Annotated in this window: 1 protein-coding gene; it reads right to left on the bottom strand. The window is 45.3% G+C overall.

The annotated features are described in order from the left end of the window. Positions 1-331 (bottom strand): transposase (locus ACT3RN_RS16255; protein ID WP_444518893.1); only part of this gene is annotated, 331 nt, incomplete at both ends.

Here is a 331-nt window from a genome sequence, read left to right as displayed (position 1 = left end):
ATTAAATCGTTCTGATAGCTGACCAATGACTGTTTCAACGATACGGCGAGCTTTCATTAGCCGTCTTATCACAGGTTTGGGTCTATCCTCTTTCATATTAGCTCTGAGTGGCGTTTGTAAATCCACGCCTTGAGCGTCGTAGTACGATGTCAGACTAGGGCTGATATACCCTTTATCAGCGCCAAGTAGCCCATGAATATGAGTGGTGATTTCTGGGGCAACCGCTCTTTCATCAACATTGGCAGGGGCAACGGTAAAGCCTTTAATCATGCCAGATAAATTAACAAGCAAATGGCCTTCAAAGCCATAGTACCTCTCTTGCTTAGCCGCA

This window comes from Psychrobacter sp. AOP5-GZ1-6 (assembly GCF_052376345.1).
In the GTDB taxonomy this organism is placed as follows: Bacteria; Pseudomonadota; Gammaproteobacteria; order Pseudomonadales; family Moraxellaceae; genus Psychrobacter.
Note: the sequence above shows the minus strand (reverse complement) of the source record. Positions and strands in the feature narration are given on the sequence as shown.